This window comes from Subtercola vilae, from assembly GCF_004923255.1.
GTDB lineage: Bacteria > Actinomycetota > Actinomycetes > Actinomycetales > Microbacteriaceae > Subtercola > Subtercola vilae.
The window spans coordinates 1-26,408 of the sequence record NZ_QYRT01000008.1 but is presented as its reverse complement, the minus strand read 5'-3'; the positions used below and the strand labels follow the sequence as shown (position 1 = coordinate 26,408).

Annotated in this window: 22 protein-coding genes; 11 read left to right on the top strand and 11 right to left on the bottom strand. The window is 65.3% G+C overall.

The genetic code is table 11. The features are described from left to right. Positions 1 to 1,386, bottom strand: coding sequence for a M24 family metallopeptidase (locus D4765_RS05965; protein WP_136641379.1), 1,386 nt, complete (start codon positions 1,384 to 1,386; stop codon positions 1 to 3). A 286-nt stretch (positions 1,387 to 1,672) separates the two neighbouring features. On the opposite strand from D4765_RS05965, the gene D4765_RS05960 reads away from it, so the two are divergent. The 5 genes from D4765_RS05960 to D4765_RS05940 all read left to right on the top strand — a co-directional run bounded on the left by D4765_RS05960 (position 1,673) and on the right by D4765_RS05940 (position 5,529). Further along, the gene (locus tag D4765_RS05960; protein ID WP_338054626.1) at positions 1,673 to 2,413 is read left to right on the top strand and encodes a helix-turn-helix domain-containing protein; all 741 of its coding nucleotides are present in this window, start codon (positions 1,673 to 1,675) and stop codon (positions 2,411 to 2,413) included. Between the two features lie 44 nt (positions 2,414 to 2,457). Beyond that, entirely contained in the window at positions 2,458 to 2,835 is a 378-nt protein-coding gene (locus D4765_RS05955) for a nuclear transport factor 2 family protein (protein ID WP_136641377.1), read from the top strand. Beyond that, complete coding sequence (locus D4765_RS05950; protein WP_136641376.1) at positions 2,832 to 3,857, top strand: ketopantoate reductase family protein; 1,026 nt, start codon at positions 2,832 to 2,834, stop codon at positions 3,855 to 3,857. The genes D4765_RS05955 and D4765_RS05950 overlap by 4 nt, the downstream gene beginning before the upstream one ends. A gap of 1 nt (position 3,858) precedes the next feature. Then, the gene (locus tag D4765_RS05945; RefSeq protein ID WP_136641375.1) at positions 3,859 to 4,383 is read left to right on the top strand and encodes a VOC family protein; all 525 of its coding nucleotides are present in this window, start codon (positions 3,859 to 3,861) and stop codon (positions 4,381 to 4,383) included. Between the two features lie 63 nt (positions 4,384 to 4,446). Then, on the top strand, positions 4,447 to 5,529 hold the full coding sequence (locus tag D4765_RS05940; RefSeq protein WP_136641374.1) for an SDR family oxidoreductase: 1,083 nt from the start codon (positions 4,447 to 4,449) through the stop codon (positions 5,527 to 5,529). A gap of 70 nt (positions 5,530 to 5,599) precedes the next feature. On the opposite strand, the gene D4765_RS05935 is transcribed toward D4765_RS05940, so the two are convergent. The 7 genes from D4765_RS05935 to D4765_RS05905 all read right to left on the bottom strand — a co-directional run bounded on the left by D4765_RS05935 (position 5,600) and on the right by D4765_RS05905 (position 16,358). Next, the gene (locus D4765_RS05935) at positions 5,600 to 6,658 is read right to left on the bottom strand and encodes a 2,3-butanediol dehydrogenase (RefSeq protein ID WP_136641373.1); all 1,059 of its coding nucleotides are present in this window, start codon (positions 6,656 to 6,658) and stop codon (positions 5,600 to 5,602) included. Beyond that, positions 6,655 to 7,743 carry a zinc-dependent alcohol dehydrogenase gene (locus tag D4765_RS05930; RefSeq protein ID WP_201799241.1) on the bottom strand — a complete coding sequence of 363 codons (1,089 nt, stop codon included), beginning with the start codon at positions 7,741 to 7,743 and terminating at the stop codon, positions 6,655 to 6,657. Before D4765_RS05930 ends, D4765_RS05935 begins: the two co-directional genes overlap by 4 nt. A gap of 32 nt (positions 7,744 to 7,775) precedes the next feature. Beyond that, a complete protein-coding gene (locus tag D4765_RS05925; protein WP_237280285.1) occupies positions 7,776 to 10,289 on the bottom strand; it encodes an ATP-binding cassette domain-containing protein in 2,514 nt (837 codons plus the stop codon). A 75-nt stretch (positions 10,290 to 10,364) separates the two neighbouring features. Beyond that, positions 10,365 to 11,483, bottom strand: coding sequence for a substrate-binding domain-containing protein (locus tag D4765_RS05920; RefSeq protein ID WP_136641371.1), 1,119 nt, complete (start codon positions 11,481 to 11,483; stop codon positions 10,365 to 10,367). 65 nt (positions 11,484 to 11,548) lie between these two features. Further along, positions 11,549 to 12,634: an ABC transporter permease gene (locus D4765_RS05915; RefSeq protein WP_136641370.1), complete on the bottom strand. Its 1,086-nt coding sequence runs from the start codon at positions 12,632 to 12,634 to the stop codon at positions 11,549 to 11,551. Positions 12,635 to 12,795: 161 nt separating this feature from the next. Beyond that, entirely contained in the window at positions 12,796 to 14,172 is a 1,377-nt protein-coding gene (locus D4765_RS05910) for a dihydrolipoamide acetyltransferase family protein (protein ID WP_136641369.1), read from the bottom strand. Next, entirely contained in the window at positions 14,172 to 16,358 is a 2,187-nt protein-coding gene (locus D4765_RS05905; RefSeq protein ID WP_136641368.1) for an alpha-ketoacid dehydrogenase subunit alpha/beta, read from the bottom strand. The genes D4765_RS05910 and D4765_RS05905 overlap by 1 nt, the downstream gene beginning before the upstream one ends. A 166-nt stretch (positions 16,359 to 16,524) precedes the next feature. Here D4765_RS05905 and D4765_RS05900 point away from each other — a divergent pair, with 166 nt between their 5' ends. Genes D4765_RS05900 through D4765_RS05890 form a run of 3 tightly spaced genes read left to right on the top strand, consistent with a single transcriptional unit; the run spans position 16,525 to position 19,164 of the window. Next, a complete protein-coding gene (locus D4765_RS05900; RefSeq protein WP_237280284.1) occupies positions 16,525 to 17,070 on the top strand; it encodes a VOC family protein in 546 nt (181 codons plus the stop codon). Between the two features lie 17 nt (positions 17,071 to 17,087). Continuing rightward, positions 17,088 to 17,750, top strand: coding sequence for a GntR family transcriptional regulator (locus D4765_RS05895; protein ID WP_136641367.1), 663 nt, complete (start codon positions 17,088 to 17,090; stop codon positions 17,748 to 17,750). Between the two features lie 37 nt (positions 17,751 to 17,787). Next, a complete protein-coding gene (locus tag D4765_RS05890) occupies positions 17,788 to 19,164 on the top strand; it encodes an NADP-dependent succinic semialdehyde dehydrogenase (protein ID WP_136641366.1) in 1,377 nt (458 codons plus the stop codon). Positions 19,165 to 19,196: 32 nt separating this feature from the next. Here the strand turns inward: D4765_RS05890 and D4765_RS05885 are convergent, their stop codons facing one another. Both D4765_RS05885 and D4765_RS05880 read right to left on the bottom strand, forming a co-directional pair. Continuing rightward, entirely contained in the window at positions 19,197 to 20,483 is a 1,287-nt protein-coding gene (locus D4765_RS05885; protein WP_136641365.1) for an ATP-binding protein, read from the bottom strand. Between the two features lie 13 nt (positions 20,484 to 20,496). Next, on the bottom strand, positions 20,497 to 20,898 hold the full coding sequence (locus tag D4765_RS05880) for a DoxX family protein (protein ID WP_136641364.1): 402 nt from the start codon (positions 20,896 to 20,898) through the stop codon (positions 20,497 to 20,499). Between the two features lie 88 nt (positions 20,899 to 20,986). Here D4765_RS05880 and D4765_RS05875 point away from each other — a divergent pair, with 88 nt between their 5' ends. Then, positions 20,987 to 22,144: a DNA alkylation repair protein gene (locus D4765_RS05875; RefSeq protein ID WP_136641363.1), complete on the top strand. Its 1,158-nt coding sequence runs from the start codon at positions 20,987 to 20,989 to the stop codon at positions 22,142 to 22,144. A gap of 63 nt (positions 22,145 to 22,207) precedes the next feature. Here D4765_RS05875 and D4765_RS05870 read toward each other — a convergent pair whose 3' ends face one another. Then, positions 22,208 to 22,945 (bottom strand): FadR/GntR family transcriptional regulator, encoded by a 738-nt coding sequence (locus D4765_RS05870; protein ID WP_136641362.1) that lies wholly within the window; start codon positions 22,943 to 22,945, stop codon positions 22,208 to 22,210. Between the two features lie 218 nt (positions 22,946 to 23,163). Here D4765_RS05870 and D4765_RS05865 point away from each other — a divergent pair, with 218 nt between their 5' ends. Next, positions 23,164 to 24,555: an MFS transporter gene (locus tag D4765_RS05865; RefSeq protein WP_420824526.1), complete on the top strand. Its 1,392-nt coding sequence runs from the start codon at positions 23,164 to 23,166 to the stop codon at positions 24,553 to 24,555. Between the two features lie 31 nt (positions 24,556 to 24,586). Then, the gene (locus D4765_RS05860; protein ID WP_136641361.1) at positions 24,587 to 26,383 is read left to right on the top strand and encodes a dihydroxyacetone kinase family protein; all 1,797 of its coding nucleotides are present in this window, start codon (positions 24,587 to 24,589) and stop codon (positions 26,381 to 26,383) included. Positions 26,384 to 26,408: the final 25 nt, after the last annotated feature.

Genomic DNA, 26,408 nt, shown 5'->3' with positions numbered 1-26,408 from the left:
TCAGGCGCCCGCTTCGCCGCGACCCGCTGCTGTGTTCAGGTTCGACTGGGAGTCACGAAGGGTCGAAAGAGGGCCTTCGACGGTGTAGTACCGTTTGCCTGCGACCAGCAGTTCTTCGGCTGGAAACTTCGTTATCACTTGGCAGCCGGTTGCGGTGACCACAACTTCTTCTTCGATACGCGCGGCTCCGATGCCATCGGCAGAGGGCCAGTAGGTTTCGAGCGCGAACACCATGCCCTCTTCGATGATCTCGGGGTTGTCGAGAGAGACCAGCCGAGAGAAGATGGGCTTCTCCCAGATAGACAGCCCCACGCCATGCCCGTACTGAAGGGCGAACGCCGCCTCCTCGTCGCCGAAACCGAACTCCTGGGCGGTCGGCCAGACCTGCACGATGTCTGCAGTCGTCGCGCCCGGCCGAACGAGCGCGATGGCCCGATCCATGTATTCGCGCGCTCGGGTGTAGGCGTCACGCTGACCCCTGCTTGCCGAGCCGACAGCGAACGTGCGGTAGTAGCAGGTGCGATACCCGTTGAAGCTGTGCAGAATGTCGAAGAAGGCTGGATCACCGGGGCGGATCAATCGGTCGGAGAACACATGCGGGTGGGGCGAGCAGCGTTCGCCGGAGATGGCGTTCACACCCTCGACATATTCAGAACCCAGGTCGTACAGCTTCTTCGAGACGAGGCCGACGCACTCGTTCTCGCGCACACCCGGTTTGAGGAACTCGTAGAGGTCTTCATAGGCCGCATCAACCATCGATGCCGCTGTGGTCAGCAGAGTGATCTCGTCGGCAGTCTTGATGCGGCGAGCCTCGAGAAACACTTGCTGACCGTCGACAACAGTGATGCCCGCTCGCTGCAGAGCGAAAAGAATAGGCAGCTCGATAACGTCGACACCCAGCGGCTCATCGACCACGCCGAACTTCTCGAGTTCGCGTTTGATCTTCGCCGCCACTTTGTCGGCGATCTCAGAGTCGGGGCTGAAGGCCCCCCGAAGCGTCGAGATTCCAGCGCGAGAGCCCGACTCCAGGCGCGGCCTGACCGCGCCATGATGCGGTGCGTGCGGGTCGGCATCGGCCTCTGCCGTGGTGGTGTCGAGCCACGGGTTGAACAGCGAGTGGTGCTTTGCTGCCGAGCCGAAATCCCACATGATCGGATCGGTGCGGCGGGTGAGCAGACTGAAACGAATGAGCTTGTCCATGGCCCAGGTGCCGATGTGGGTCGAAGTCATGTACCGGATGTTGGCGAAGTCGAAGGCGAGCACGGCACCCAATTCAGAGGTGTCGAGCTGAGCCTTCAGCCGCGCAAGCCTCTCCGAGCGGAGCCGATCGAAGTCGACCCGCTGCTCCCAGTCGACCGACATTGTTCCTCGCGTTGCAGTACTCATCTGAGCCCTTTCACCGAACATCACTGTTCGGATTGCGTTCCTCGCACTGATCGTTCAGCGACACTTACAATTCGAAAGCCGAGTCGCCTCATTTCGAGGGTTAAATGATCACAACATGTACAGTGGAGCTTGTCAAGCTGTTCATTGATACACCAAAATAGGTGAAGCAAACTGCTCCGATCCGCCCCAATCCGCCTCAGACCCGCTCTACCGAGCGAACAGGCGTAAACTCTCGACACGATCGCTACACGGCGCATCATCGTAAACCAGAACTGCACAGCGCGAGCTGCGCAGCGCATCAGACAGGGAGTTCATCATCGACGGTGATATCGGTCCAAAGCTCCGCGCGGCGCGAATGTCACAATCGCTCAGTCTGCGTACTGTGGCGTCGGCCGTGGGGGTGTCGGCCAGTCTGATTTCGCAGGTGGAGACAGGAAAGACCCGCCCCTCGGTGAGCACGCTCTATGCCCTCGTCAACTTTCTCGGCATCTCGTTCGATGAGCTCTTGAGCACAGGTGCGGCTGCAGTCGACGACCAGGTTCGAGGTTCAGCTCCGGTGTCGGCTGCACCGGGGATACGAATGCAGACCACAACGGCAGTTCAGACGAGCAGTGACAACCCGGTGCTCGAAATGGAGAATGGCGTGCGGTGGGAACGGCTTGCCACCGGCGCCGGGGGGCCCGTCGACCCGCTCTTGGTGACCTACCAACCTGGCGCATCGAGCTCGGTCGAGGGGCGGCTGATGCGGCACACCGGAGTCGAATACGCGTATCTGTTGTCGGGTGAACTGACGGTGCATCTCGAATTCGACACCTTCGTCATTCGGGCAGGCGATTCGCTCAACTTCGATTCGATTCGCCCCCACATGTATCTCAACAACGGCGTTGTTCCCGCTCAAGGGCTGTGGTTCGTCGTTGGGCGGCGGGGCGAGGCGGAGGGCCTTCCGCTCGCAGCTGTTGCGGCACCCAATCCCGACCACCTCACGTCAGCAGTCGATGTCCTGAAGGCTATGGACCGGCTGGCCTAGGCGAATACCCAGCACTACCCAGCACTACTCAGAGACGAGGAAGCATGAGCATCGACGCAGAGATCACCACGCTCGAGCAGCGGCGATTCGCCGCCATGCTCGAGGGCGACACCGAGGCACTCAGGGGGCTGTTTCACGACGACCTCGGTTATGGCCACTCGAATGGTACGCGCGAGACCAAAGAGAGCCTGCTCGCCAAGATCTCCGACGGCGTGCTCGACTACGCGCGCATCGACCACCCCATCAGCGAGATACTGCTGAGCGGCGACACCGCCGTGGTGGTGGGCGCCATGAGCGCGAGTGTACGAATCGCTGGAAACGCGGTGGAGCTGAACAGCAGCACGATCTCGGTGTGGGTGCGTTCAGGTGAGGCGTGGCAGTTGCTTGCCTTCCAGCCGACGCCTGTTGCGGCTGCTGTATGACCGGGCCCCGTGTCGCCGTGCTCGGAGCCGGAGCGAATGGTGCAGCAATCGGCGCCGACCTCACCCGGGCCGGAGTCGATGTGACACTCATTGAGCAGTGGCCGGCGCACGTGGAGGCCATGCGGGCCAACGGCGTCGAGGTGCGCACCCCGACGGGCACCACCATCACTCCGGTCACAGTGCTGCACCTCTGCGAGGTAGCCGAACTACGCCGCCCGTTCGACATCGTGTTCGTCGTCGTGAAGGCGTACGACACCCGCTGGGTCTGCGAACTCGTCAAGCCCCTGCTCACCCCCACGAGTCTCGTCGTCGGCCTGCAGAACGGCATGAGCCTCGACGACATGGCGGATGTGGTCGGCCACGAACGTACGCTGGGCGCCGTGATCGAGGTCGCCGCCAACATGTTCGAGCCCGGCATCGTCAATCAGCAGGCTCCTGCGTGGTTTGCGATCGGCAGTTTTCACCCATCGACCGAGGGTCGTGAGAACGAAGTTGCCGCCGTGCTCAGGCATGCCGGCGCCGTGGAGATCTCGCCAGACATCCGCTCGTCGAAGTGGATGAAGCTTGTGGTGAACGCCGCAGAGCTTGTACCCTCGGCGATTCTCGATCTGCCGTTGGCCGACGCCGAGAAGGTGCCCGGCATGCGCGATTTCATGGTCGAGACCGGCAAAGAGGCGGTCCGAACGGCGGTGGCTCTGGGCAGCCGTACCATTTCGATCTTCGGAATGGAGGATGCCGACGAAAGCGACCCCGATCGGTTCGCCGAAGCACTACTCGAGGTTGTACTCGACCGCTACACCCTGCCCGACACCATGACGACCGTGCTGCAAGACTGGCGAAAGGGGCGGCGGTGCGAGGTCGACGAGCTGAACGGCCTCGTTGCCGACGAGCAGCGCCAGCTCGGCGGCAGCGCGCCGAACAACGAACTCGTGGCCTCTCTCGCCCGGCGCATCGAACTCGGTGAGCTGTCGGCTTCGCCTGCGAATATTCGCCTTCTCGTTCCAACAATTGCAGAGGTATGACATGAGTCTCATCGGCAGCCACCACGTCGGCATCATCGTGAAGAACCTCGATCGCTCGATCTACTTCTATCACGACCTGCTCGGCCTCGAATTCGACAACGAACCGAGCCCCTGGTTCGATGGTGACGAACTCGCACGGGGGGTCGGAGTTCCCGGGGCCCGACTACGACAGGTATCGCTGCGCTCGCCCGATGGCGTGATTGTCGAGCTCATCGAATATGGCAACCGCCCCGCCGACAACGACCAACCGATTCAGCAGAACTACCTCGGCGCCATGCATCTGGCCTTCCGCGTCGATGATGCGCGCGCCACCCGGTCAGCTCTGGTTGCCAAGGGAGTCGACTTCCTCTCCGACGTCAACGTTGTCGATGAGGGCGTTCTCGCGGGCTGGCGCTGGGTGTATCTGCACGACCCCGACGGAATCCCCATCGAGCTGGTCGAGGTCGCCTACGTGAACCGCGAGGCGCGAGCGGCGGGCATCGCCGAGTACCTGGCGAACAGGCCCGCGCTCGACTCGCTGCTCTGAACGACTTCTCCGAACCGTCTCACCGAAGTACAGAACCACCTACACCGACGAAAGAAACGGACTATGGCACAGCTCACTACCTCACCCGGGCGCGCACTCATCGTGGGCGCCACCGGCATCATCGGCCAGACGGCCGGCCGGCAGCTCGCCGATCTCGGCTGGGAGGCCTTCGGCCTCTCCCGAAGCGGGGCGCTCTCTGTACCCGGTGTCACCTCGGTCACGGCCGACCTGCTCGACCCCGAATCGCTCGCCACCGCCCTGGCCGGCACCCGCCCCGACATCGTGTTCATCACCGCGTGGATGCGCAACGCCACCGAGGCCGAGAATATTCGGGTGAACAGCGCGATGGTGCGTAACGTGCTGGCCGCCCTCGAGCCCGAGAAGTCGGTGAAGCATGTGGCGCTGCTCACGGGCCTGAAGCACTATCTCGGCCCGTTCGACAACTACGCCACCGGCGTGATGGCCGACACTCCCTTTCACGAAGACGAGCCCCGCCTCGACTCACCGAACTTCTACTACGCCCAGGAAGACGAGCTTTTCGCCTCGGCGGAGAAGAACGGCTACACCTGGAGCGTGCACCGCGCCCACACCGTGTTCGGTTACGCGGTGGGCAACGCAATGAACATGGTGCTGACGCTTTCGGTGTACGCCACGATCTGTAAGGAGCTGGGCTTGGTTTTCACCTTCCCCGGCTCTGAGACCCAGTGGAACGGGGTCACCGATGTCACCGATGCCGACCTGTTGGGCGAACAGCTCATCTGGGCCAGCACGCACCCGGAGGGGCAGAACGAGGCCTTCAACATCGCCAACGGCGACGTGTTCCGCTGGCGCTGGCTCTGGCCGCGCCTCGCGAACATCTTCGGTGTGGAGTGGGCGGGATTCGAGGGCGAGCCTCGGCCGCTCGCCGACCAGATGGCGGGTATGGAAGACACCTGGAAGGGCATCGCCGACAGGTACGACCTCGTCGAGAGCGACCTCACCAAGCTCGCCTCGTGGTGGCACAGCGACGGCGACCTCGGTCGCAACATCGAATGCCTCACCGACATGAGCAAGAGCCGCAAGGCCGGCTTCCTGAATTTTCGTGCGACACCCGACAGCTTCACAGACAAGCTCGAGCGATACCGGGCGGCGCGCATCCTGCCCTGATTGCTCACCCCACGAACGATGAAGCCCCCGCGACCGGATGATCACGGGGGCTTCATCGTTCAGTGAGCGGTCACCCTCGAGCGTTGACCAGCACCTTCACCTGGTCACCGGTGGGCGACAGCAGCGTCTCGAAACCCTTGGCAACGATGTCATCCATCGCGATCTGCGCGCTGACCACCTTCTCGACCGGGTACCGACCACGGGAGATGAGGTCGATGATGCGGGGCCAGTCGGTAACGGGGTAGCACCACGTTCCGGTCAGCGTGATGTCGTGCTCTGAAAGCACCATGGGGTCGATGGAAGCAGCCTTCGTGTGCAGGCCCGTCTGCGAGATGCGGCCGGCCGAGCGCACGGCGGCAATGGCCGTCTGCAGCGCTCGTTCGTTACCCGAGCACTCGATGACGGCGTCGGCGCCGATGCCGCCGGTCAGGTCTTTGAGCCATTCGGCCACATTCACCTTCGACGGGTCGAGCACCTCCCCCACGTCGAGGCTTCGCGCGAGGGCCGCTCGGGTGGGGTTCAGCTCTGAGATGAAGACGTTTGCTCCGAGCGAACCCGCGTACAGCGCTGCGAGCGCGCCGATGGGGCCGGCCCCCGTGATGAGCACGGTGTCGCCCGGCCGCACCTGGGCCGTGTCGACTCCATAGGCCGCTACCGCGCCAGGCTCCACAAGGGCGCCCTGCAGTTCGCTCATCGAATCGGGGAGCACGCTGACATGAGTGGCGGGCACGACGGCGAGCTCGGCGATGCCGCCCGATTGGTAGCTGAGGCCCACGCACGCCATCGACTGGCAGAGGTGGTTGAGCCCGCGGCGGCAGTAGTAACAGCGGCCGCAGTACAGAAGCGGCATGACCGAGACCCGCTGGCCCACCGTGACGTTCGTCACACCGGCGCCCACCTCGACGACTTCTGCCGAGAATTCGTGGCCGAGCACTTGAGGAGCGGTAGTGCCAGTGAGCGGGTGCGGCGACGACGGGATGACGATCGGGCCCATGGCGTACTCGTGCAGGTCGGTACCGCAGATTCCGCACCAGTACGGTCGCAGCAGAACCTCCCCCGCCTCTGGCCGCGGGGCCGTCACGTCTTCGATGCGAATGTCGTGTGCTTTGTGAAAGACTGCTGCCTTCATTTTTCCATCACCGTTTTCGTCGAGTCGGTTTGTGTCGAGGCGCCCGGGTCGAACAGCACCTTGCCTTCGAGTTTGCCGGTGGCAAGCCGCTCGAGTTGGGCGGCCAGGTCATCGAGTGGCAGAACGCCCTCGAGCAGCTCTGTGCCGATGTTCGTCGTCGCCAAGACGTCGAGCGCCGGCCCCAGGTCGTCGCCGCACACGTGGGCCAGCGTTGTTCGCACCGTGATCTCGCGCATCACGAGCGCATGGATGTCGACGGGCTGCTGCGCCGACGGCAAGCCCACCTGCAGAATGGTTCCGCCGTTGCGCACAAGCGAGATGGCATTGTTCAGTTGCCCGGGTGCCCCGCTGGCTTCGATGACCACGTCGGCCCCGCGCGGGCCGACAGCGCCCAGAACCGCGGCCCGAGCATCCGGGCCCGCCGGTATGACGCGGGTGGCACCGAGCCTCAGCGCACGCTCAAGCCTGGTTCCCGGAAAGTCGATCACCGAGACATCGACTTCGGCCAGCGCGGTGACGCCGGCGAGCACGAACGAGCCGATGGCCCCCGCCCCGATGATGACCACGGTGTCGCCGTCGGTGGCGCCAGAGCGGCGGGCCGCGTGAAGGCCCACGGCCAGCGGCTGGGCGAGACCCGCACGATCGAGCGACAGGCCCGCGGGAATCTCGACGAGCGCCCGTTCGGGGCACGACACGTATTCCGCCATGCCGCCGTCGATGTTCAAGCCGAGCGTGTAGTACTTGAGGCAGAGATTGGTGCGCCCCTCGAGGCAGCGCGCGCAGTGCCCGCACGAGATTCCGGCGCCGCTGGCCACGAGGTCACCGACGGCGAATCGGCTGTCAGGCCCCGCCTCGACAATCTCACCGACGAATTCGTGACCGAGAATCATCGGGCCACTGTGGTGACTGACGGGGTGCTCGTGGCCGATGGGAAAGATGATCGGCCCGGCCTTCCATTCGGTGGCATCGGTGCCGCACATGCCGCTCCGCAGCACTTTGATGAGGGCTTCGCCCTCACCGCGTACCGGCGTCGGCACGTCGGCCACGCGAACATCGTGGTCACCGTAATAGATGGCTGCCTTCATTGGCATTTTCCTTTCGTTTGCAGACGCCGCTCTCACAATTGTTCTGCAGCGCGGCGCTTGCGACTACGTGCGACCGAGTAGACAATGGCCGCCACGAGGATGAGCAGGCCCTGGAAGACATACTGAAACACACTTCCGAGCCCGAGCACCGTGGTGGCGTTCAGAACCTGGGTGAGCAGCACCGCACCGAGCAGAGAGCCGATGAACGTACCGCGGCCACCCAAGAGACTGGTTCCGCCGAGAACGACGGCGGTGATGCTGGTGAGCGTGTAGCTCGGCCCCGCTGCTGGGTCGCCGATTCCGATCTGGGTCATCAGAATGACGGCACCCAGAAAGACAAAGAGTGACACGAGGATGTACCCCAGAATGACGGTTCGATTGATCGAGACACCGACGCTTCGTGCTGACTCCTCGTTCGAGCCCACCGCGCGAAGGTTCCAGCCCCAGCGGCGCTTGCGGAGAAAGTATTCGGCAACCAGTGCGATGACGACGAGAGCGATGAACGCAACGGGCACCGGGCCGACGGTAGACGAGAGATTCGTGACGAAGTCGGTGCTGATGTAGCCGCCCTGCGTGTCGCGAAGGAGAAAGGCGAAACCACCGAGGGCGATGTACAGGGTGAGCGTGGCGGCGATGGGCGTGAACTTCAGGTAGCGGATGAGAACACCGTTCACCAATCCCACGACAATGGCGGCCACGACCATCAGCGCCAGACCGAGCACGATGGTGCCGGTGGAGGCCCCGTCGTTGATGAAGTACGAGGCGATCACCACCAGGAACCCGGCCAGCGGGCCCACCGACAAGTCAATGCCGCCCAGCAGCAAGGCGATGGTCTGCCCCATGGCGATGGCGCCCAGGCCACAGGCCGTCATGAGCATCGAGAAGATATTGAAGCTGCCGAGGTACTGCGGGTTCTGGGTAAGCACATACGCGCCCAACAGAATGATCACGGCGACCAGCAAGGCCGATGGCGCATAGTCGCCCTGCAGAAACCGGCGCACCCCGGTGGAGCGTTTGACGGTCGATTTTCCGGTACCGACCTGAATCGACTGTGTGGTCGAACTCACGGCCGCCGAGACGATGATCTCTTCGGTGATCTGGTCTCCCGAGAGTGTCGCGACGACGTGCCCGCGCGACATGACAATGACCCGGTCGCAGAGACCCTCGAGTTCTTTGGCGTCGGAGGAGGCGATGATGACGGGAATGCCGCTCTCGGAGGCCTCGCGCAGAATGCGGTAGATCTCCACCCGGGCACCCACGTCGACGCCCTGCGTCGGCTCATCGGCAATCAGCAGTACCGGCTCAGAGAGCAGGGCGCGGGAGATGACGACCTTCTGCTGGTTTCCGCCCGAGAGGGCTCCGACCGGGGCATCAAGCGACGGCGCTTTCACCGACAGCTCGGTGAGCGAGGTCGACACGGCATCGAGCTCTTTCGAGCGACTCACGAGGTACGTCGACGTGAACTTCTTCAGCGCAGACACGGCGGCGTTCTCGCGAACGCTCAGCGACATCATGAGGCCTTCGCGGTGCCGGTCAGCCGGCATGAACGCGGCGCGGTGCAGCAGGTCGCGAGGCGTGTAGCTGGTGCCGCCGACGCTCACCTCGCCTTCGAAATTCTCAAGCCCCGCCAGCGCGCGCAACAGTTCGCTCTGCCCGTTGCCCACCACACCGGCGACGCCGATGATCTCGCCGCGGCGGCCGGCAATCGAGACGTCGACGAAGCCGGGGCCCGAAATGCTGGCGACGTCGAAGTTGACCTCGGTATCGAGGGGCAACAGGCTCTTGGGCGGGAACGTCGATTCGAGCTTTCGACCAACGATGAGGGCGAGAAGTTCGTCGTCAGTGATCTCGTCGACCACGGCGGTGCCGCGCACCCTGCCGTCGCGAAGAACCGTCACCCGGTCGGCGAGTTCGCGCACTTCGGCCAGGCGATGAGTGATGTAGACCACCGAGGTACCGGCGGCCACTGCTTCGCGCACCCGCCCGAACAGCAGGTCGACGGCCTCCCGCCCGAGCGGCGCTGTCGGCTCGTCGAGAATGAGCAGCCGAGGGTGTCGCGCGAACGCTTTGGCGATTTCGAGCAGATGCTTCTGAGCGAGAGTGAGTGTCTCGACGCGGTCTTTGAGGTGAGCATCCAGCCCCACCCCGTTGAGCAGCGCACGGGCCACCTCATCGTTCGAACCGTCAGCGAAGACCGAGTCGGGCAGCGCCACACGCAGGTTCTCTTCGACGGTCATGTCGCCGAGCACCGCGGGGTGCTGGTGCACAATGGCTACACCCAGGGTTCCAGCAAGCGTGGGGGTGAGGCTGTCGTACGATTCGCCATTCATCAGGATCGAGCCAGCGCTGGGGGGCGTGGAGCCCGAAGCGATGTTCATCAGGGTCGACTTGCCGGCGCCGTTCTCCCCGAGAATCGCATGCACCTCGCCCGGGCGAATCTCGACCGAAACGTCGGTGAGGGCCGCGACACCGGCGTAGAACTTCGAGATGTGCGACATTTCGAGAGTGGCGGAACGGGTCGCGGTTGTATCGTGCAAGGTGTTCACGGTGCGCCTTTGGGAGTCGTGGCCTAGAAAGTCAGGGTTGTGGATGGTCGAACAGAGGTGCTGTACTGAGCGGTACTACTTGCCCAGTGCGGCCTGATCGGTACCCGGCATCTGTGCCGAGAGGTAGACATCGCCCGGCAGAGAACGGTCGCACTTGACGCCGTTCGGCTGCTGGCTCACCGAGTCTTCGAAGATCGGGCCCTTGAACGAGTCGGCCGTCGGAATCGCTCCGCCGGTGGCCTTCGCCACGGCGTAGTCGACCGCGAGACGCACGTTGTCGTTACCCGTGGCCACCGTCATCAACTTGAAATCAGGGTTGGCTGCGTGATTGTCTTCCCAGAAGCAGCTCAGCGAGTTGCCGTCAGAGGTGGCCAGTGCGGGAATCGAGCGGCCGCTCTGCGGAAACAGGGGCAACGAGCTCACCAGAGTGGGGCCGAAGTCAGAGACGATCACGTCGATCTTGGGGTACTTCGCGATGTCTGCGGTCAGAAGCTGCTGGGTGAGGGTCGGGTCCCAGTTGGTGGGCTGGAACGGGGTCTCACCGATGAACGAGTACGACGTGCCGAGCACCTTCGTCATGGCGTTGTACTCATCGGTGCTCTGGCTGTTTCCGGCGGGGCCGCCGAGGAACAGGATGTTGCCACCCGACGGTACATTCTTCTGGATCCAGTTCGCCCAGTTCGTGCCATCGTTCGCGAAGTCGTCACCGATCCACTTGTCGTAGTTCGTACCGGCTGCTCCACCTGGGTCGACGCGGTAGGGCACCGTTACGACACCGGCGTTGTAGGCCGCCGTGAGAGCGGGCAGCATCGCCTTGCCGGCGTCGGGGAAGACCACCATGGCGTTGACGCCGCTCGAGACGAGGCCCTTGATGTCGGAGCTGGCCTTCTCTGTCGATCCCTGTCCGTCGGCGTACGAGAATTTGGTGACGCTCGGGCACAACTGCGCCTCTGCCTTACCCGACGCGGTGGTGACGAGCCGCCAGCTGTTGCCGCCGAAGCCATCGAGCAGTGCGAACGAAATGGGCTTCGTTCCACACCACGCCGGTGCCCCGTCGACATGGGTGACGGGGCCGGCGCTGGCGGTGTTTCCGCCACCGGCCGATGCTCCGCCTGCGGTGCCACACCCGGTGAGGATGAGGGCCGCTGCCACTGCCGCTGCGGCAATGGATGCAAATCTGGTGCGAGGTTTCATTTTGTTCCTCCAGTATGGGCGTGACGCCTCTGTCACGCTTCGACCCTGCGGCCGAAGATCGGGTGTTAGACCGCGTCTGCCGATGCAGCTGCGGGGGTGGTGTTTTCGAGAGAACTCGGTGCGGGCGGTGCTGCTGTGGGTGGTGGTGGTACCGAGGGCGTGCGCGAGAATCGAGCGAAGACGGCGCGCCAGTTGACGGTGTACAGCGAGACACCAACCGCGAGCGCAGCTGCCTGCACCAGGGTCTGGATGGCCGTTGAAACACCGAGCGTGATCACGAACTGCGTCAGCTGCTGCAAGAACACCGCAGCGATGAGGGTGGCGAGCGGAAATCCGCGACCGCCCAGCAACGATGTTCCGCCCAGTACCACGACGGCCACCGAGGGCAGCAAGAACTTGTCACCTTCGAAAGCCGACGGCTGGGCGGTGATGCCGGCGATCATGATTCCGGCAAGGCAGTACAGCAGTTGGGCCCAGACATAGGCAAGCGTCTGGTGGCTGCGCACGCGCAAGCCGATGGCCCGTGCCGCCTCGGGGTTCGCGCCCACTGCCTCGAACCGACGGCCGGCCACTGTCTTCTTCACAAGTACCGACACGACGATGAGCACTCCGAGGGCGAAGAACACCGCGTTGGGAATACCGAACGTCTGCCCGCCAGAGATGGTCTGCATGAGCTTGGTTGTGATGCGTGGGCGCCCACCCGATATAGCCAGGTCTGCGCCGTAGAGCAACGCATTCGTGCCGAGCGTGGCGATGATGGGGTTCAGCCGCAGGCTGCCGATCATCAGGCCGTTCGCAAACCCCGCCACTACGGCGAATACCAGGGCAAGAGCGATGGCTGGCAGCAACAGGGCATCGTTGCCGTCAGGGTTGTGAGTAACGATCACGGCCGTCAGCGAGATCATGCCGGGAACAGAAAGGTCGATGCCGCCCTGCTGCACAACCAACATCTGCCCGAGACCCGCTACCGCTAGAACGCAGGCGATGGGAAGCATCCCTGAGAGCGACGTGCCCGAGATACTCGACGGCGCGAGTACTCCGCTGATGAGAAAGAGAATCACGGTAGCGCTACCCACCGTGATCAAGCCCTTCGACACAGAGAAGCGGGCGCTCGTCAGTGCGGGTGCGTTTCGCGCCAGTGCGTCAACCATGATTTCTCCAGATTTCCATTCGCACAACGATGTTCGAGTGGGTGTTCAGCGTTACTTTACAAAAGTCTCATTGCGTTCACAAGGGGTTTCGAGAAACGCGATAAACTCGCTGTATCGAGTGAATTTTAAGCTTGGGTAAACACTCGACAGCGCATGGTCGGTTAGATGAGGATGCTCAGCGGATTCTCGATGCGCTTGACGAACGCCGCGAGCCACTGTGCCGCGAGCGCCCCGTCGAGCACACGGTGATCGGCCGACATCGTCACCGTCATCACCGTCGCCACCGCGAGCTCACCATCGACGACCACCGGGGTCGGCCGCGCCCGGCCCACGGCCAGAATGGCCGACTGGGGCGGGTTGATGATGGCAGAGAACTCGGTGACTCCGAACATGCCGAGGTTCGACACAGCGAAGCTGCCTCCCTCGAGCTCGTGCTGCTTCAGTCGGCCGGCACGCGCCCGTTCGGCGAGTTCGACGACGGCGCGCGCCACCTCCGTGAGCGGCATCCTCTCGACCGATCGCAGCACCGGGGTGACCAGTCCGCCCTCGATCGAGACCGCGACCGACATGTCGACGGTGTGGTAGCGGCGAATGGCCGCGTCGCTCCACGTCGCGTTGGCCTCGGGAACGTCGGTGAAGGCTGCCGCGGCGGCCTTCAGCACGAAGTCGTTCACCGACACCTTCACCGGCGAAGACGCGTTCACCCGGCCCCGTAGCTCGAGCAGGGCGTCGACCTTACAGTCGGCGACGAGGTAGAAGTGCGGCACCGTCGACTTGCTCTCGGTGAGTCGCCGCGCGATCGCGCGGCGCATGCCGGTGTGCGGGATGTCGGTGTAGCCCTCGTCTGACGATGAAGCGGTGGCGGGGGCCGCGGAGGCTGCGGGGGCCGCGGAGGCTGCGGGGGCCGCGGAGGCTGCGGGCGCCGCAGCAGGCGCAGCAGGCGCAGCAGCCACAGCGACCGCAGGAGCGCTGACGACAACCGCAGCAGCAGGCGCTTCGAGGCCGTCTATGTCGCGCCGCACGATGCGGCCACCCGGCCCAGAACCGTTGACCCGAGACAGATCGAGCCCGCGTTCCTTTGCGAGCCTTCGCACGATCGGGCTCACGAACACTCTCCCGCCGGCAGACGCGTCAGCAGACGAGGCGACAGGAGAACCCTGCACCGGGGAAGACTCCGACGGGGGCAACTCGGTCGGGGCATCCTGCAGCACGGGCGTTGCCGCCTCAGGCGCCGTCTCCGGCTCGGGGGCTTCGACGGTGGTCTCGTCGGGGGCCGCCGGAGCCGGGCTCACCTGTTCGCCCGCCACCCCGACCACGGCGATCGGGTCGCCGACGGCGATCGAGTCGCCCTCGAGCACGAGCAGCTCGAGCACAACCCCGCCGGTCTCTGCCGCGTACTCCACGACGGCCTTCTCGGTCTCCACCTCGGCGAACGGCGCACCCACTTCGATCTCGTCGCCGAGCTTCACCAGCCACGTTTGAATCGAGGCCTCTGTCGTGTTGGCCAAAACCTCGGGCATCCGGATGATCGTTGACATCACTTGCCTCCCATTGCCTGTCGTACGCGCTCAAGACCCGCTACGACCTCTTCGGTTCTGGCGATGGCAGCTCGCTCGAGCACCCGAGAGATGCTCGGGCTCGCCTCGCCGCCGGTGACACGCTCGATGGGCTGGTCGAGGTAGTCGAAGAACCGCCGCTGAATCTCATCGGCTAGCCATCCGCCATACGAGGTGCCCTGGGCACCCTGTTCGACGATCAGCACGGCATTCGTCTTCTTGATGCTCTCGCCCAGTGTCTCCCAGTCGAGGGATGCCCGGTCGAGCCAGCGCAGATCAATCACTTCAGCGTCGATTCCGGTCTGCTCCACCGCTTCGAGGGCGTGGCGCACCATCGACAGGTAGCTGATCACCGTCACATCGCTGCCCTGGCGACGCACTCCGGCCTTGCCGAACGGCAACTGGTAGTCGAGATCTCCGGCCGGAATCTCGTCGGCCTGGGCGTAGAGGTCGACGTGCTCGATGACGAGTACGGGGTCTTGCAGTGCAAGCGCCGCGTTCATCAGACCGATGTAGTCGGCGGCCGTCGACGGAGCGACGATGCGCCACCCCGGGCTGGTGGCGAAGATTCCCGCCGGGTCCATCAGGTGCTGCGAACCGTAGCCCGAGCCCATGGCGATCTTGGTGCGCAGCACCAGCGGCACCGGGTTGACCCCGCCGAACATGTGCCTGGCCTTGCCGATCTGGTTGAAAACCTGGTCGGCGGCCACCCACATGAAGTCGGGGTACATGAATTCCACGACCGGCCGGTACCGCCCGTCGAGCGCCATTCCGCCTCCCAGACCGGCAAAGGCATTTTCGGAGATGGGCGTGCCCAGTACGCGGTCGTCGAACTCCTTCTTGAGGTTCTTCGTGGCACCGTTCGTGCCGCCGGCGAGCTTGTGCACGTCTTCGCCGAGCACCACGATTCGGTCGTCCTGCTCCATGCGCCGGCGCATTACGCCAGACACAGCGTCGACGAACCTCGACTTGGTGAGGGCACCGGTGTAGTCGAGCGGATCGAGGGTGCGGGCATCCGCAAGCTCGCTGGTGTCGCCGCGCACACCCACGTTCACGAAGTCGGTGTCGGGCCACAGGTTGGGCTTGATGCGGCGTTTGCCTTCGGCCTCGGGGTCGGGCTCGACGAGTTCGGCGACCGCCGCCTTCATGGCGGCCTGCGCCTGGGCACGAACGCTCAGAACGCCGGCCTGGTCGATCTGGCCGAGCGTGATCATCTCCTTTGCCACCCGCTCGAGCGGGTCGCGCGCCCGCCATGATGCTTCTTCGTCTTTGCCGCGGTACCCGAACGCGCTTCCCGGGTAGGGGCCGTTCTGATGGAAGAACCGGTAGACCTCAGCCTCGATGACGGTCGGGCCGCCGCCCGAACGCATGATCTCTTCGGCCATGCCGGTGACGAGGTGCACGGCGAGCGGGTCCATTCCGTCGACGCGGAACGACGGGATGCCGAACCCCAGGCCGCGAGCCGAGAGCCGTGGCTCACCCGTCGACTCGGCAACGCTGGTCGAGACGGCGTAGCCGTTGTTCTCGATGAAGAAAGCGAACGGCAGCTTCCACGCCGACGCCAGGTTCATGGTCTCGAGCACGGAGCCGATATTGACGGCCCCATCTCCGAAGTAGCTGATGGTCAGGTCGGTGGTCTTCGCGTGCTTCTGGGCCCAGGCGTTGCCCGCGCCGAGCGGCACTCCGCCGCCGACGATGGCGTTCGTGCCGAGAGCTCCCGCTTCGAACCACTGCAGGTGCATGGATCCCCCGCGACCGGCGCAGTAGCCCTGCGCCAAACCGAGAATCTCAGCGAGTGTGCGCTGCAGCACTGCCTGAACGGGCTCGGTGACGAGGTTCGTGAGATCGAACGACGCGCCGGTGACGTGCGTGAGCGCCTTGGCGAGAAACTGATGGTGACCCCGGTGCGAGCCGTTGATGGCATCGGTCGAGCGCAGACCCACAATCGAGCCGACCGCGCCGCCCTCCTGGCCGATGCTCGAGTGAGCCGGTCCGTGCACGAGACTCTCGCCGGCGAGTTCGAGAACCGTCTCCTCGAAAGCCCGAATGAGGTGCAGCTCTGCCAGCATCGCCGCCAGCAGCTGCGGATCGGCAGCCTTCCAGTCGGCAGCCGTGGTGGTGACCTGAATCCACGGCTCGGCTGGATCCAATCGGCGCTGTTTGGGCATCGTGCCTCTCTCCATTGATGGGGCCTGCACACGCTGAGCGGCGCAGTACAGCAAGAATAGACACACATTGAATCCAATTACAACGTGGTTGCGCCCCAAATACTGGTTTTATGGTGATTTCTGGGTAACAATGGATCCAACAGCAGCATCTCGTTGCTCTAACCACATGACAAGGGAGTCACAGATGGCGCTGCCCGGCCTGCGTGGCACAGAACACATTGGCTTCACCGTGCCCGACCTCGACGAAGCCGACCGTTTCTTCGTCGACATCGTCGGTGCCGAACGGGTGTACTCGCTCGGCCCGTTCGCCCACGAGACGGGTGACTGGATGCTCGAGCACATGAATGTCGACCCCAGAACCGTCATGCGCCGCCTCACGTTCTACCGGGTCGGCACCGGCGCCAACTTCGAGGTATTCGAGTTCGATGCTGCCGACGGTGCGCGCCCCCAACCCCGCAACAGCGACATCGGCGGACACCACCTGGCGTTCTACGTCGACGACCTCGACGCGGCCGTCGACTATCTGAGGGCCAACGACATTCGTATTCTCGGCGAACCGACCGCCTCGGGCAATGCAAGCAGCGGCCAACGCTGGGTGTACTTTCTGAGCCCGTGGGGCATGCAGTTCGAACTGGTCAGCTTTCCCGACGGCAAGGCCTACGAGCGCGACTCGCCCGTTCTGCTCTGGCATCCCGCCCACCCGGCAGAATAGGTCGTGGAAAGAGAGCCATGCCCACAATCACACGAGACGGTATCGCAAGCGCCCGCATCGCGGATTCCCTTCGCGAGGCGATCCTTCGCGGCGAAATCGCGCCCGGCGAACGCATTCGCCAAGAGCAGGTCGCGGCCGACCACGACGCGAGCCGACTGCCGGTGCGCGAGGCGCTTCGCACGCTCGAATCCGAAGGTCTGGTCACCCTCGTCGCCAATACCGGCGCGTGGGTTTCGCACCTCAGCCTCAGCGAGTGCGACGAGTTGTACCAGATACGCGAACGCATCGAGCCGCTGCTACTCGGGTACAGCATCCCGAACCTCGACGAAACGACCATCGCCCGGCTCGACTCGCTGGCTGACGAAATGCAGAACGCGGCCGACGTGGCCCGGTTTCTGCACCTCGATAGAGAATTTCACCTCCTGAGTTACTCGGGGGCCAGCACCCTGCTGCTCGGCGACACCGTCAGCCGCCTGTGGAACCTGACGCAGCACTATCGCCGCGCCTACTCGATGCGGCTCGACCGCGACGGCAACCGAATTCTGCACGACGAACACCACATGCTCGTGCGTGCCATAGAACTGCGCGATGCGGATGACGCGGGCCGGGTGCTGCTCGGCCACATTCGGCGCACGCGGCTCGAGCTCGCTCGCCACCCCGACCTCTTCGAGCTGCGCTGACCGGCGCGCTCACCAACCCGTACCAGAGAAGGATTCCATGGCCATCGCAACTATCAACCCGGCAACCGGCGTCGTCGAGCAGACATTCGAGCCGCACGGGCCTGAAGAGATCGAGCGGCGCATCGCTCTCGCCGACGCGGCCTACCGAGCGCTTCGCCTCACCACCTTCGCCCAGCGGGCCGAATGGATGCGCGCCGCCGCAGACCTCATCGAGGCCGACGTCGACGACGTGGCGCGGTTGCTCACTCTCGAGATGGGCAAGCCTCTCGCGCAGGCACAAGGCGAGACACTGAAGTGCGCCAAGAACATGCGCTACTACGCCGACAATGCCGAAGGCTTTCTCGCGTACGAGGCGCTTGAGAACCCGGCCTCAGTCAATGCCTCAGCCGCCGGCGCCCACTACGAACCGCTCGGCGTGGTGCTGGCCGTCATGCCGTGGAACTACCCGCTCTGGCAGGTCGTTCGCTTCGCGGCACCCGCCCTCATGGCCGGCAACACCGGGCTGCTCAAGCACGCCTCGAACGTGCCCCAGTCGGCGCTCTACCTCGGCTCGCTCTTCGAACGCGCCGGGTTTCCCGACGGATCGTTCACCGCACTGCTGATCGGTTCACGTGAGGTGGAGGCTGTACTCGACGACTGGCGAGTGAAGGCCGTCACCCTCACCGGGTCGGAGCCGGCCGGGCGTTCGGTAGCCTCGATCGCCGGCCGCAACATCAAGAAGGCCGTGCTCGAATTGGGTGGCAGCGACCCGTTCGTCGTGATGCCGAGCGCCGATCTCGAGAAGGCCGTCGCCACGGCCGTCACTGCCCGCACCCAGAACAACGGCCAGTCGTGCATCGCCGGAAAGCGCTTCATCGTGCACACCGAGGTCTACGACGCGTTCGCCCGGCTGTTCACCGAGCAGATGGCCGCTCTTGTTGTGGGCGACCCGTTCGATGCAGCCACCCAGGTGGGCCCGCTCGCCACCGAGTCGGGGCGCGACGACCTGGCCGAGTTGGTCGACGATGCGAAGCTGCATGGCGCGAGCATCCTCACCGGCGGAACCACCCCCGACGGCCCCGGCTGGTTCTACCCGCCGACCGTCGTCGCCGATCTGCACGACGGCATGCGGCTCGTGCTCGAAGAGGCGTTCGGGCCCGTTGCCACGCTGTACAGGGCCGACAGCCGCGAAGAGGCCGCGCGCATTGCGAACCAGACCACGTTCGGGTTGAGTTCGGCGGTGTGGACGACCGACCCCGACGACGAGGAGTACTTCGTCAACGAGCTCGATGCGGGCGCAGTGTTCATCAACGGAATGACGGTGTCGTATCCGGAGCTGCCCTTCGGTGGCATCAAAGATTCGGGGTACGGGCGCGAGTTGGCTGCGGCGGGCATCCGGGAGTTCTGCAACCTGAAGACGGTGTGGAAGGCGTAGCGTCGGTCTGCGGTTGAGAGAGGCAGCCGCCGCTACAGCCTCGCGATACTTTCGATGTCTTCGAGGAACGCCTGCGCCACCTCTGCCGACACGGTAGCCCGGGTGGCGCCGATCGCGGCGAGGTAGTCGGCTGTGCTCGGCCCTGAGATCGCGGCCAGCTCGCGCTCGGGGTAGAGCGCCTTCTCGAGGGCGCTCTGCGAGGCTTTGCGGGCTGCGTACTCGATATCGGCGGGTGAAAAACCCTCTGTGCGTTCGACGAGCGCCCCGAGATCGATTCCGGCCAGGGCCTGGGCCGGAATGTAGCGCGCCCAAATCGACTCACGGGCATCCTCGTCGGGCAGGCCGATGGGAATCACATAGTCGAACCGGCCGTGCCGCAGAAACGCCGTGTCGAGCGACCGGATGAAGTTCGTCGCACACACCAGAAGCCGGTTCGGCTGGTCGCGGAACGTCGGGATGATCTTCAGCAGCTCATTCGTCACGCCCTGCATGGCCGACGGCGGTTCCCCGCCGCGTTGCACGGCAATCTCCTCGACCTCGTCGATGAACACCACTGCGTGTTCGAGGTCGGCGATCTTGGTGAACGTCTCACGCAGCGCCCCCGCGAGCCCGGCAGGGTCTGACGCGAGCCGCGACGGAAACACCTCGACGAACGACCATTCGAGCCGCGACGCGATGGCGCGGGCGAACGTGGTCTTGCCTGTTCCGGGCGGCCCGAACAGCACCACGGCGCTCGGCGGCACGACCCCGAACTGCTCGGCGAGGTCACTGTTCGCGAGAGGCATCACGAGGCGACGTTCGAGCAGTTCCTTCTCTTTCTGCATGCCGCCGATGGCCGTCCACAACCCGCGGGGCAGCACGCGGCCGCCCAGCTCCGACAGCGCGCTCAGCTCGTTGCGCTGCACGGGAATGCGCCGCTCGAGGTAGAGCAGGTTCTTTTTGGTCTCGAACCCCTGCTCGCTGAACGCATCGACCGGAACCGTGGTCTCAGGCAGCAGTACCGAGAGCTTCGACAGCCCGAGCGGCGCCATGCGTTTCTCGAGTGCGGCGAGCAGGGCTCCCCCGACCCCCTGACGCTGGTACGCGGGCGCGGTCGAGAGAAAGACGATCCAGCCCTGCGCGTGCGCGGCGCGACCGACTGCGGCTCCGATCACCACGTCGTCTAACACCGCAACCACCGCGTGGTCTTGCTGGCACGAGGCCAACACCTCGGGCAGGCTGTACACCGGCTCGGTCTGAGCTCGGCGCATGTCTTCCCAGAGGCGCAGAATACTGTCGATGTCGTCGGGGTGAAAGTCCCTGATTCGCACGTTGGTCACGGGATGGAAGCTATCAGCGTTTCTGGCGCGTCGACCAGAGCGAGACCGCAATGAGTACCGGCTGGCCGAGCAGCCTGAGCGCGCGCTTACGGTCGGTGTCGAGCCCGAACGCGTCGCGGTGATGGATGAGCTGGGCGATGTTGCCCGGGAACACCGCCGCAAAGAACCCCGCCGCAACCGCCCCGACGGCCTCGCGGTGGGTGCGGGCGAACAGCAGCGCGGCCCCCAGCGTGATCTCGGCCACCCCCGAGGCCAGCACGGTGGTGTCTTCGGGCAGCGGAACGAACTTCGGCACCTGCGCGCGAAAATCGTCACGCGCGAAGGTGAGGTGGCTCGTGCCCGCGAACACCAGGGCGCTGCCGAGCAGAATGCGGGCGAGCGTGCGCGAGGTCGATCGTGTCTTCGTGGTGGTCATGGCGGCATCCCATCGTTCGGCCGAAACTGCTTCGTCGTTCCATTCTCGTACGCCGTCGCGGTGTCGGGGCGCGCGGCAGAATGGGGGGATGCCTACTGCCGACGAACTACTGGGGGCCGGGGTCGCTCTGCGCCTGGCCGAGGTGATGGGGCGCGCGGTGCCGGGCAACGGGTTCGCAGCGACCTCGGCGAGCGTGGCCGAGTTGGGGCCGCTGAGCCTCCGCCAGCGCAGTGACCTGCTGAAAGACGCGTTGCTGAGCGACCTGCCGGGGTCGGCCGCCGCGCTCGACGCGGCGATCCGCAGCGCTCTGTCCGACGCCGCGTTCACCGGGTGGATGATCTGGCCGGTCACCGAGGCCGTCACCTCCCGCGCGCTCGAGGCCCGCACAGGGTTCGAGGGCGGGAGCAGGGGCGGCAGCGGCAGCGGCAGCAGCGCCGACGCAGACTCCACGTTCGACGCCGCGATGGTGCTGCTGGCCGACCTCACACCGCGTCTGACGGCGGAGTTCGCGATCAGGCCGCTGCTCGAAGCCGATCTGGGGCGGGCGCTGCCGATCATCCGGAGCTGGAGCCAGAGCCCGAACGAACACGTGCGCCGGCTCGCCAGCGAGGGTACGCGCGCTTTTCTCCCGTGGGCGAAAAGGGTGCAGGCGCTGCTCGCGCAACCCGAGAGCACGCTGCCCATCATCACCGCGCTCTACCGCGACGAGAGCGAGTACGTGCGCCGGTCGGTGGCAAACCACCTCAACGACCTGAGCCGACAGAACCCCGACCTGGCGGCGCGGGTGGCGGCGGAATGGATGCATTCGCCCGACCAGAACACGCCGAAACTGGTTCGGCACGCCATGCGCTCCCTCATCAAGAAGGGGCACCCGGCCGCCCTCGCACTGTTCGGGTTCGCTGAGGCGCACGGTGTCGAGGTCTCGGGTTTGACGCTCGGGGCTTCAGCGGTGGCGGTCGGCGGCGAGCTGCCCTTCACCGTGACCCTCACGAACCCGACGGCGGCGCCGGTGAAACTCGTGGTCGACTACATTGTTCACCACCGCAAGGCGAACGGCTCGCAGACCGCGAAGGTGTTCAAGCTGCAGGCTCTGACTCTGGATGCTCTGCAATCGGTCACCCTCACACGCCGCCACTCGTTCAAACGCATCACCACTCGCGTGTACCACTCGGGCGCGCACGCTATCGAGGTTCAGGTCAACGGATCCGCCTCCGGGCGCTCAGCCTTCACCCTCACCGCCGACTGACGCCGCGCGCCGCCCGCGCCGCCTCGCGCCGCACTGCGCGGCCCCGCGCCGCCCCGCGAGACGCTACGCGGTGAGCGCCGCGCGCAGCCGAGCGCTGGCGGTCTGCATGTGCTCGGTCATCGCGCGACCGACAGCGGCCGCGTCGCCCGAGACGAGCGCACGGTAGACGGCCTCGTGTTCGGCGAGCGCCGCCTCGGCCTGGGGGCGATCGCGCAGACCCCGTTCCACCCACACCCTCAGCAGTGCCCGGATGCTCTGCAGCAGGTTGTTCAGAACCTCATTGTCAGCCGCCACGGCGATCTCCACGTGAAAACGCACGTCGGCGTCGATGAAGGCTGTGAGATCACCCATCGAATCGCGCATGGTGTCGACGAACGATTTGAGGCGCGCGAGCTGGGGCGCCGTGAGCCGTTCGGCGGCGAGGAGGGCCGCGGTGACCTCGAGCGACGAACGCACCTCGATGAGCTCGCGGGTGCGGGTCTCGCCCACCATCAGGCCCCAGCTGAGAGATTCGGGCAGCAGCTCGGAGGCGCTGCCGCGGAGGTACGTACCCGAGCCTGGACGCACTTCGACAATGCCGAGAATCTCGAGGGCGGCGAGGGTTTCGCGCACGGCCGACCGGCCGATTTTCAGCGTCGCGGCGAGTTGACGCTCGGGCGGTAGCCGCGTGCCGGGCTCGATGTTGCCGCTGGTGAAGAATTCGAGCATCTGCCGGGCGATCTCGGGCACGGTATTGCCGGGAGCGAATCGGCCGAGCGCCTCACTGATGCGATCAGTGGACTCGTCGGAGTAGGCAGGCATAGCTCGAAGGCTATCAATTGCGGGGCGCCCAGCACGCCGTGCGAGGCTGACCCGGAAGCCAAATTCACTCCTTTTTGGTCAACCGGTTGACAGGTTGACCAATTTGTTTGCATACTGGTGTTCAGAACCGAGCCTGGCGAGAGCCAGCCACCCGACATCCGGCCGTGGGCGACGTTCGAAACAGTGTTGTTGCGAATCAGAACCCAGAAGGAGTCAAAGTGGACACCCCCCTTGTCACCCATTTAGAAGAATCAGCGCTCGAGAAATCAACCATTCGTAAGGTCGCCTTTCGGGTCGTACCGTTCGTCGCGTTGATGTTCTTCATCAACTACCTCGACCGCACGGCGGTCGGCTTCGCCGCACCGAACGGCATGAACACCGACCTCGGCCTCACCGCCGCGCAGTTCGGTTTCGCCTCTGGCGTGTTCTTCATCGGCTACATTTTGCTCGAAGTGCCCAGCAACGTGGCGCTGGTTCGCTTCGGCGCCCGCCGCTGGCTCGCCCGCATCATGGTCTCGTGGGGCATCGTCGCCGCCCTCTTCACCTGGGTGCAGAACTTCGAGCAGCTCACCGTTCTGCGCTTCCTGCTCGGCGTCGCTGAGGCCGGCTTCTTTCCCGGTGCGATTCTCTTTCTGAGCCTCTGGGTGCCGTCGAAGCACCGCAGCAAGATTCTGGCGCTCTTCTACATCGCCCAGCCCCTCACCTCCGTCATCGGGGCCCCGCTCGCCGGCGTGTTGCTGCAGACCCACGGCGTGTTCGGCCTCGAGGGCTGGCGTTTCATGTACCTCGTCGTGGCTATTCCGGCCATCGTGGTGGGCATCATCGCCTGGTTCTACCTGACCAGCCCGAAAGACGCCAAGTGGCTCACCGGCCCCGAACGCGAATGGCTGCTGACCAGCCTCGACGATGAGAACATCGCCAAAGAGAAGGCCGAAGCCGCCAAAGCCAAGGCAGGCGCCAAGAAAGCCAGCACCTTCAGCGCCCTCAAGATGGGCCGGGTCTGGATGCTCGCCTTCATCTACTTCGGATTCATCTACGGCCTCTATGCCCTGGCCTTCTTCCTGCCCACGATCATCGACGGGTTCCAGGCCACGGCCGGCGTCAAGTTCGACTTCATTCAGAAGGGCCTGATCACGGCCATCCCATACCTGCCGGCGGCCTTCGTGCTGTATTTCTGGTCGCGTGACGCCACGCGCCGTGGCGTGAAGACGTGGCACATCGCGATTCCCGCCCTGGTCGGTGGCGTGAGCATCCCGATCGCCCTGCTCGCCGGTTCACCCATCGCGACGATCGCCATCATCACCGTGACGGCCTGCGCGATCTTCGCTGCCCTGCCGAACTTCTGGACCGTTCCCACCCAATTCCTGACCGGCGTCGCCGCCGCGGCAGGCATCGCCCTCATCAACACCATCGGCAACCTCGCCGGCTTCTCGGCGCCGTTCATCACCGGCTGGGTGCACGACTGGACAGGTAGCTACATCGTGCCGATGTTCATCGTCGGTGGCTTCATGCTGCTCTCAGCCCTGCTCATGGTGCTCCTCGCCCGCAGTGGCCGCGTTCAGGCCTCTGGCCTCGTGAACCAGCCCGACCTGGCAGCGCAGCTGCACTGACACCCGGCTCACCCGCACAGAAAGAACGCTCATGACACGCCTGTTCAATGAACCGTCACAGTTCGCCGACGAACTCGTCAAAGGGTTCGTGGCGGCCAACAGCCAGTGGGTTCGCCCGGTCGCTGGCGGCGTCGTACGCCGCGCGCCCACCGTCGAGGGCCAGACGGCCGTCGTCGTGGGCGGCGGCTCTGGCCACTACCCCGCGTTCGGCGGAATCGTCGGCCCCGGGCTCGCCCACGGGGCCGCCATGGGCAACCTGTTCGCCTCCCCTTCTGCCCAGCAGGTTCACTCGGTCGCGGTGGCGGCCGAGAACCGCGGCGGCGTTCTGCTCACGTTCGGCAACTACGCCGGCGACGTGCTGAACTTCGCCACCGCCGAGGCACGGTTGAACTCCGAAGGCATCGTCACGCGCACGGTGGTCGTCACCGATGACATCTCGAGCGCGCCGGTGGGCCAGGAGCACAAGCGCCGGGGCATCGCCGGCGATCTCACCGTCTTCAAGGCCGCCGCCGCGGCTGCGGAGGCCGGCTATTCGCTCGACGAGGTCGTGCGCGTGGCAACCGAGGCGAACGACCGCACCCGCAGCATCGGCGTCGCCTTCTCGGGCTGCACCCTGCCCGGCCAGACCGAGCCGCTCTTCACTGTTCCTGCGGGCCGCATGGCGGTCGGCATGGGCATCCACGGAGAGCCCGGAATCGCCGAGACCGACGTGCCCACCGCGAACGAACTCGCCGAGCTTCTCGTGTCTAGTCTGCTTGCCGAGCTTCCCCCGAGCATCGCTACGGCTCAGGATGCCCGGGCCGCTGTCATTCTGAACGGACTCGGCTCCGTCAAATACGAAGAACTCTTCGTGGTCTACGGCCGCGTGGCCGAACTGCTCGAAGCGGCCGGAATCACCGTCGTGGAGCCCGAGGTCGGCGAACTCGTCACGAGCTTCGACATGGCCGGCGTCTCGCTCACCCTGTTCTGGCTGAACGACGAACTCGAGGGCTTCTGGCGCGCCGGAGCCGACACCCCCGCCTATAAGAAGGGGCGGGTCGGTTCACCAAGCAGCGCTTCCACTGCCGCTTCCACCGCCGACACACAGTCATTCGCCGAGGCCGACCGGCTGACGCTGGCGGCCGAGACCGCGGCGAGCCTGCCCACCGAACTGCCGGATTCGTCTGATGCCTCACGCGACGCCGCCCTGGCGATCGCCGACGCCATCGAAGCCATCGCCGAGGTGATCGACGAACACGCCGACGAGCTCGGCCGCATCGACGCCGTTGCCGGCGACGGCGACCACGGCATCGGAATGCAGCGCGGCTCCCGAGCCGCAGCCACCGCCGCCCGGTCGGCAGCGCTGAACGGTGCCGGTGCGCTCAGCGCACTTTCACTGGCGGGCGACGCCTGGGCCGACCGCGCCGGGGGAACCTCTGGCGCACTCTGGGGCCTCGCCCTGCAGAGCGTGGGCGCGGCCCTCGGCAACACGACCGAGGTGACCGGCAGCGCCGTGGCCACGGGTGTGAGCGACGCGGTTTCGGGCATCCAGTCGTTCGGTAAAGCCGTTGTGGGCGACAAGACGATGGTCGACGCCATGGTGCCGTTCACCGAACGGCTGAGCCGAGAGGTGAACGCAGGAGGCGACCTCGTGACGAGTTGGCGCGCCGCCGCCGAGGTCGCGACCGCTGCAGCCGCCGGCACGGCAGACCTGCTGCCGCGCATGGGCCGCGCCCGCCCGCACGCCGAGAAGAGCCTGGGCACGCCCGACGCCGGGGCGCACTCGTTCGCGCTCATCGTGGTGCGCGTCGGCGAGGTGCTGGCCAGCCGGCACTCCGAATTCGCCTGACCCGCCCACACCCCCGAACCTGACC

Coding starts and splice junctions, on each gene's coding strand:
- D4765_RS05965 (WP_136641379.1), bottom strand. CDS start 1,386: ATGAGTACTGCAACGCGAGGAACAATGTCGGTCGACTGGGAGCAGCGG.
- D4765_RS05955 (WP_136641377.1), top strand. CDS start 2,458: ATGAGCATCGACGCAGAGATCACCACGCTCGAGCAGCGGCGATTCGCC.
- D4765_RS05950 (WP_136641376.1), top strand. CDS start 2,832: ATGACCGGGCCCCGTGTCGCCGTGCTCGGAGCCGGAGCGAATGGTGCA.
- D4765_RS05945 (WP_136641375.1), top strand. CDS start 3,859: ATGAGTCTCATCGGCAGCCACCACGTCGGCATCATCGTGAAGAACCTC.
- D4765_RS05940 (WP_136641374.1), top strand. CDS start 4,447: ATGGCACAGCTCACTACCTCACCCGGGCGCGCACTCATCGTGGGCGCC.
- D4765_RS05935 (WP_136641373.1), bottom strand. CDS start 6,658: ATGAAGGCAGCAGTCTTTCACAAAGCACACGACATTCGCATCGAAGAC.
- D4765_RS05930 (WP_201799241.1), bottom strand. CDS start 7,743: ATGAAGGCAGCCATCTATTACGGTGACCACGATGTTCGCGTGGCCGAC.
- D4765_RS05920 (WP_136641371.1), bottom strand. CDS start 11,483: ATGAAACCTCGCACCAGATTTGCATCCATTGCCGCAGCGGCAGTGGCA.
- D4765_RS05915 (WP_136641370.1), bottom strand. CDS start 12,634: ATGGTTGACGCACTGGCGCGAAACGCACCCGCACTGACGAGCGCCCGC.
- D4765_RS05910 (WP_136641369.1), bottom strand. CDS start 14,172: ATGTCAACGATCATCCGGATGCCCGAGGTTTTGGCCAACACGACAGAG.
- D4765_RS05905 (WP_136641368.1), bottom strand. CDS start 16,358: ATGCCCAAACAGCGCCGATTGGATCCAGCCGAGCCGTGGATTCAGGTC.
- D4765_RS05900 (WP_237280284.1), top strand. CDS start 16,525: ATGACAAGGGAGTCACAGATGGCGCTGCCCGGCCTGCGTGGCACAGAA.
- D4765_RS05895 (WP_136641367.1), top strand. CDS start 17,088: ATGCCCACAATCACACGAGACGGTATCGCAAGCGCCCGCATCGCGGAT.
- D4765_RS05890 (WP_136641366.1), top strand. CDS start 17,788: ATGGCCATCGCAACTATCAACCCGGCAACCGGCGTCGTCGAGCAGACA.
- D4765_RS05880 (WP_136641364.1), bottom strand. CDS start 20,898: ATGACCACCACGAAGACACGATCGACCTCGCGCACGCTCGCCCGCATT.
- D4765_RS05875 (WP_136641363.1), top strand. CDS start 20,987: ATGCCTACTGCCGACGAACTACTGGGGGCCGGGGTCGCTCTGCGCCTG.
- D4765_RS05870 (WP_136641362.1), bottom strand. CDS start 22,945: ATGCCTGCCTACTCCGACGAGTCCACTGATCGCATCAGTGAGGCGCTC.
- D4765_RS05860 (WP_136641361.1), top strand. CDS start 24,587: ATGACACGCCTGTTCAATGAACCGTCACAGTTCGCCGACGAACTCGTC.